We start from the raw sequence: 694 nt of genomic DNA on the forward strand, positions 1-694 counted from the left end.
AAAAACTCGCACCAGCACAAATTTATCTAATTGCAATCCGCTCGGACTAGCAGAGGCTAATAAATAACCTGCTCAAAAAATCTCTTAAATTTATTTCCCCCTGCAGCTAGAATGCACTTTTCTAAAACATCTTGGTTTGCTTTAACATCATTTATTTCAACTATACCTTGTAATCTTAAAGACTGCAATTTAAAAATCTCTAGTAAAGCACTTAAAAATGATTCTGAATCTTTGGCACAATAATTAACTACATAAAGTTCTTCACGATCATACTCCAATATCTCTGAATTACCATTTTTAAATGCCAAAAAAGTGCCAGAACTTGAACAAAATATATTTAATCCATCAACAGCTTCAACATTCTTTTGAAAACTAAAGTCAGCAAATCTCAAATACTGAACATCATAATTATTAAACAATATCTCTAAAATATTCAAATCAATCTTTTCATCTAGATCCTTTAGAATCTTTTTCTCCGGATCATAACATCTCCTAATACTATATGGCATATTGTCAAACCCTTCTTTGATCATCAATTTTTCCGAAGGTTCATTTTTTTTTAACTCAGCAATAAAATATTCAATTTCCATAAATCCTCATTTTTCCCAAGCTGGTGCGAGCTTGTAGCTCGTATCCAACTTAACTTAAATTATATCAATTTCTAACAAACCCCTTTCTCCAGAAAAATCTATTG

Annotated in this window: 1 protein-coding gene; it reads right to left on the minus strand. The window is 30.7% G+C overall.

The window, feature by feature from the left end:
* Positions 1 to 56 precede the first annotated feature (56 nt).
* A complete protein-coding gene (locus tag AC1RJ8_RS25105; RefSeq protein WP_492955776.1) occupies positions 57 to 590 on the minus strand; it encodes a hypothetical protein in 534 nt (177 codons plus the stop codon).
* Positions 591 to 694 lie beyond the last annotated feature (104 nt).

Source organism: Pedobacter sp. GW822-FHT03F06 (genome assembly GCF_058801365.1).

Excerpts from the sequence above, each read along its gene's own strand:
- AC1RJ8_RS25105 (WP_492955776.1), bottom strand. The coding sequence starts at position 590 with ATGGAAATTGAATATTTTATTGCTGAGTTAAAAAAAAATGAACCTTCG.